Source organism: Cupriavidus sp. 05N38, assembly GCF_056397345.1.
Genome location: NZ_JBFTNF010000134.1, coordinates 1 through 5,055 on the forward strand (window position 1 = coordinate 1; position 5,055 = coordinate 5,055).

Below are 5,055 nucleotides of genomic sequence, written 5' to 3' on the forward strand. Positions count from 1 at the left end.
TGACGATGAGGAAGTGGAAGGTGCCCAGGATCACCGGCAGGTCGGTGACGATGAGGAAGTGGAAGGTGCCCAGGATCACCGGCAGGTCGGCATTGGGGCTGGTGAGCACCACCGTGACCTCGTTCGGGCCGGTGGCTTTCACGCTCTCGATCTGCTCGGCCAGCACCTTGGCCTTGGAAGCGGTGGCGGGGTCCYTGTGGCGCATGATCGAATACACCACGTCGGCCGGGGACAACGCCTTGCCGTCGTGGAAGGCCACGCCCTTGCGCAGCGTGAAGACCCAGGTCTTGGCATCGGTGGTGTTGAACGATTCGGCCAGGGCAGCCCGCGGCGTCAGGCTCCTATCGAGCGAGGTCAGCCCGTTGTAGACCATGTTGCAGCGCACGTAGTCGTTCTGGTTCGACTGCTTGGCCGGATCGAGCGTATCGGAGGCGGCTCCCGTGGCAACGGCCACGCGGATACGGCCACCACGCTTTGGCGTCTCTGCATGGGCCTTGGCGGCCATGCCAGCCAGGCTGCCGGCCAGCGTGGCCTGCATGCCGCCCGCCAGCAGCATCGCCAGCACGTCACGCCGCGTGGCTCCGCGCTTGAGCAGATCCATCACACGAAGGCTTTCGCCGGGACCGACAATGCTCTCGAACTCATTACCGCTATCGTTCATGGTTGGTTGTGCTCCTGATTATTCTGAGAGGGAAACAGCGGGATCGCGGCGAAAGCTCAGCAGGTGCGCAAAGCTCAAGCAAGCCGGTCCTTGAGCTGGTAGTACAAGCCCACCGCAGGCAGGAACCACGGCGGGCCAAAATGCCCGGGAATGGCGGGCCAGTCGCGCTCGCGCCACGGATTGGCAGCCGCGTCGCCGGCCATCACCGCAGCCATGCGCTCGCCCATGTGCACCGACATCTGCGTGCCATGCCCGCTATAGCCCATGGAGTAGAACAGGCCGTCGTGCTCGCCTGCATGCGGCAGGCGGTCCTGCGTCATGTCGACCAATCCGCCCCAGCAATAGTCGAGCCGGACGTGGCCGAGCTGCGGGAAGATCTGGGCCAGGCCGGCGCGCAGGATCTCCCCGCTGGCAGCATCCTGCTGCGGGCTGGAGACGGCAAAGCGCGCCCTGCCGCCGAACACCAGCCGGTGGTCGGGCGTGAGGCGGAAGTAATGGTGAATGTTCGCCACCGTGACATAGGTACGGCGTTTGGCCAGCAGTGCCCTAGCGCGTTCGACGCCCAGCGGCTCCGTGGTAACGATGAAACTGCCGATCGGCACGATGCGACGGCGCAGCCAGCCGAAGCTGCCGTAGCCGCCGTGGCGCGATGCCCCGGTAGCGAGCAGCACCTGCCGGGCCAGCACCGTGCCGCGCTCGGTGTGCAGGCGGTGCACCTGGCCTTGCACACGCTCGATGCGGAGCACGCAGGTGCCAGTGTGGATCTGTGCGCCATGGCGCTGTGCTGCCACGGCCAGTCCTTGCGCGAAGCGGCCCATATGCATCTGGCCGCTGCGCTTGTACAGCAGGCCGCCGTGAAAACGCTCGCTCTGCACCTCGGCACCCACGCGCGCCGCGTCGAGAATTTCCACGTCGGTATCCACGCCGTCGACGACCAGGCGCTCGGCGCTGCGCCGCAGCGCGTCCATCTGGTGAGCCTTGGTGGCGAGCTTGAGCTTGCCGTTGCGCTGGAAGTCGCAGGCAATGCCCTCGTCGCGCACGATACGCTCCACGGTATCGACCGCGTCGTCATAGGCGTGGTACCAGCCGCGGGCGCGTTCCACGCCCACCCTGGCAGCCAGCTCCGCGTAGTCCACCGCCAGCCCGTTGTTCACATGGCCGCCATTGCGCCCCGAGGCCTCGGGCGCCACGGTGGCGCCGGCCTCCAGCACCACCACGCTGGCGCCACGCCGCGCCAGCGCCAGCGCCGCCGAGAGCCCCGTGAAGCCGCCGCCGATGATGGCCACATCGACCTGCGGCGGCAGATTGTGCGCGTCCAGTACCAGTCTTGGCACCGAATCGTTCCAGTAGGAATCAAGCTTCATGGTGGGGATGGAACTGTGGAAGCTCAATTCAAAGGCCGACGACGCCGGGCAGGCCACCGATATCCTGGATCTCGGTGTAGCGGTACGCCGCGTTGCCCGGGCCGTGACCACGGTTCACGAAAACCTTGTTAACGATGCCGATGTCGTCAGCCGACATCAGGTCGTAGCGCAGGCTCGACGACACGTGCAGCACATCCTCCGGGTTGCAGCCCAGCGAGTCGAGCATGTACTCGAAGGCCTTCAGGCGCGGCTTGTAGGCCTGGGCCTGCTGCGCGGTGTAGACGCGGTGGAACGGCGCGCCGAGCATGGCCACATTCTTCTGGATCTGGGCGTCCGAGGCGTTCGACAGGATCACCAGCGGAATCTCCTTGGCCACCTTGGCCAGGCCAGCGGGCACATCCTCATGCGGGCCCCACGTCGGCACGGCGTCGTAGTATTGCTGGCCATCGGTGTCGAAGTACTGGATCTTCCACTTCTTGCACAGGCGGCGCACGGCGTTCTTCAGCACCACTTCGTAGGGCTGCCAGTCGCCCAGTACCTCGTCGAAACGGTAGGCACTGAAGTCGGCGATGAACTGCTCCATCTGCTCGGCAGGGATGCGATCTGCGAACAGTTCGCGCGTCATTTCGCCCATGCGGAAACGCGTAAGCGTGCCATAGCAGTCGAAGGTCACGTACTTGGGACGGAAGGTCATGGTCTCTGATCCTCAGGGTTTTCCGGTCGGCGACCGGGGTGGAGCCGCGCATTGTCCGGCGCAGGCGACAGAATTATTTCGAAAGGATTAAAGCACGCGGCCGCATAGCGTTTATATGGAAATGAGGCCGTGGCACGCGGCGAAACTGCGGTTTGTCATGGGTCCCGCGGCAGGTCATGCGGTTGGCACCGCAGGGGTGCGCAGGCGAGTGATGACGCACCGCTAACGCGCCGCAGCAAAATCGATCAGCACGCTTTTGAAGCGCAAATTTGCCTCTACGGCCTGGCGCCCCAGATCCTTGCCGATGCCCGACTGGTGGTAGCCGCCGGTGGGAATCACAAAATCCGAACTGCGCCCGTAGCGGTTGATCCACACCGTGCCGGCGGCGATGCCGCGCATGGCGCGCAGCGCTCTTCCGATATCGGCAGTGTGTACGCCGGCGGCCAGGCCGTAACGCTCGTGCGAGGCGAGCGCCAGGCCCTCTTCTTCGTCGTCGAACGTTTGCACCGTGAGCACCGGACCGAAGATTTCCTCCTGCACGGCAGGATTGTCCGCCCGCACGCCTTCGATCAGCGTGGGCTGGAAGTATGCGCCGCCCGGCCCGCCGTCGAACAGCCCGCCGCCGCTGCGCACCTGCGCGCCCGGGCAGCACGCGCGCTCGACGATGTCGAGGATGCGCGCCGCCTGTGCTGCCGAGATGATGGGCGGCAGCGTCGCCGCGTCATCCCAGGTCGCACCGGGCCGCAGCGCGGCAAAGCGTGCCGCGATGCGCTCGACCAGCGCCTCGGCAATGCCGCGCTGCACAATCAGGCGCGAGCCCGCGACACATACCTGGCCTGCATTGCCGGTGATGGCGCCGGCAATGATGCCTGCCAGCCGATCGAGGTCCGGCGCGTCATCGAATACCAGTTGCGGGCTCTTTCCGCCCAGTTCCAGCGTGACTGGTTTGGGGCCATGCGACGCGCAACTGGCCATGATCGCGGCGCCCGTTTGCGTCGATCCCGTAAAGGTCATTTTCGAGATCAGGGGGTGGCGCGTGAGCGCATCGCCCGTGGTCCGCCCGTCGCCCTGCACCACGTTGAACAGGCCCGGCGGCACGCCCGCCTCGATCGCCAGCTGGGCCAGGCGCACAGCGGAGAACGGCGTCAGCTCGGAAGGCTTGAGCACCACCGCGTTGCCGGCGGCAAGCGCCGCGCCCACCTTCCACGACACCATCACCAGCGGGAAATTCCATGGGGTGATCGCACCCACCACGCCATATGGCTCGGCCACCACCATGCCTAGGTGATCGTGCTGCGTGGCCGCCACGTCCCCACCGACCTTGTCGGCATATTCGGCGAAGAATCGCAGGCCTTCGGCGGTGAAAGGCACATCCCAGGCCGAGGCAGCGTGCACCGGCCGCGTGGAGCACACCGCTTCGAGCGGCGCGAGACCCTGCACATCGGCTTCGATCAGGTCGGCCCAGCGACGCAGCACGCGCGCTCGCTCGCGCGGGGCACGGCGCGCCCAGTCGCTGGTACGCCACGCCTTCCACGCGTCCTGCACCGCCGCATCCACAGCGGCGGCGTCAGCCAGCGGCAGCTCGGCATGCACCTGGTTATCGGAGGGGCGCCGCACGGGGATGCGGCCGGCATCAGGCACGAGCCGCCCGCCAATGAAATGGCCCGAGGGAACGGAGACTGTCTGGGGGTCGAATATTTGCACGGAAGGAGGGGCGCCGCGTGCCGGCACCGATAGTGGATTCATGCCTCCATGCTAGACAAGAAGTCTCAGCATTTGTCTCCGTTACGGACCGCGCTACCGCATCGAATTGCGAAACTGCCACCCGAGGCGGACGATTCTTGCATCCCTCGGATAAACCCGAGGGCATTCTGGCTCCGCGCGAACGATATGGCCCAGGATAAGTCCGATCGATCACCACAACGACATCGCCATGCACTGCGGCATGGCGCCGGACCAATGGCTGGACAGCCTTGGCCTGCTGCGCGAGGCTGCCGGAAGCCCTCTGCCAAACAATCTGCTGCCACGGCCCGCATAACAGCAGCGTGCTTCGCTCAGTCCCCTGAATGCAGCACCACGCCATGTGCCACTCGCCCTAAGCTTGAGGCACAGGCCAGCCTGTTGTGAAGTCCGCAAAGCCCATTCAGTCAGTCCGGTCAGCCCATTGTTTCCAAACCAACGCCGAGCCGCCGCCCATGCCCGACAACGCTCCCCCACTGCCCGCGCGATTCCTGCGGCTGGCAGAATCCGACCGCCCCGCCATCACCCTGCGCATCGATGGCCGCAGTGCCACCGCCCTGGCGGGTGACACCCTTCTGGTCGCACTGCTGCTGAAT

5 protein-coding genes are annotated in these 5,055 nt (G+C 66.0%); 1 reads left to right on the forward strand and 4 read right to left on the reverse strand.

What is annotated here, in order from left to right; all coding sequences use genetic code 11:
• From AC1DK4_RS40245 to AC1DK4_RS40260, 4 genes are all read right to left on the reverse strand, one after another.
• Window positions 1-661: ABC transporter substrate-binding protein (locus tag AC1DK4_RS40245; protein ID WP_477132240.1), on the reverse strand; the 661-nt coding region annotated here is incomplete at its 3' end.
• Window positions 662-735: 74 nt separating this feature from the next.
• Entirely contained in the window at window positions 736-2,025 is a 1,290-nt protein-coding gene (locus AC1DK4_RS40250; protein ID WP_441624413.1) for an NAD(P)/FAD-dependent oxidoreductase, read from the reverse strand.
• A 28-nt stretch (window positions 2,026-2,053) separates the two neighbouring features.
• Window positions 2,054-2,719, reverse strand: coding sequence for a haloacid dehalogenase type II (locus AC1DK4_RS40255; RefSeq protein WP_013956691.1), 666 nt, complete (start codon window positions 2,717-2,719; stop codon window positions 2,054-2,056).
• Between the two features lie 222 nt (window positions 2,720-2,941).
• Window positions 2,942-4,465, reverse strand: coding sequence for an aldehyde dehydrogenase family protein (locus tag AC1DK4_RS40260; protein WP_441624416.1), 1,524 nt, complete (start codon window positions 4,463-4,465; stop codon window positions 2,942-2,944).
• A 449-nt stretch (window positions 4,466-4,914) separates the two neighbouring features.
• On the opposite strand from AC1DK4_RS40260, the gene AC1DK4_RS40265 reads away from it, so the two are divergent.
• Window positions 4,915-5,055, forward strand: a 141-nt coding sequence (locus tag AC1DK4_RS40265) for a 2Fe-2S iron-sulfur cluster-binding protein (protein WP_477132241.1), incomplete at its 3' end; no start/stop codon positions are given.

Bases quoted from the DNA above. Each gene is read 5' to 3' on its own strand.
- AC1DK4_RS40250 (WP_441624413.1), bottom strand. From the start codon at position 2,025: ATGAAGCTTGATTCCTACTGGAACGATTCGGTGCCAAGACTGGTACTG.
- AC1DK4_RS40255 (WP_013956691.1), bottom strand. From the start codon at position 2,719: ATGACCTTCCGTCCCAAGTACGTGACCTTCGACTGCTATGGCACGCTT.
- AC1DK4_RS40260 (WP_441624416.1), bottom strand. From the start codon at position 4,465: ATGAATCCACTATCGGTGCCGGCACGCGGCGCCCCTCCTTCCGTGCAA.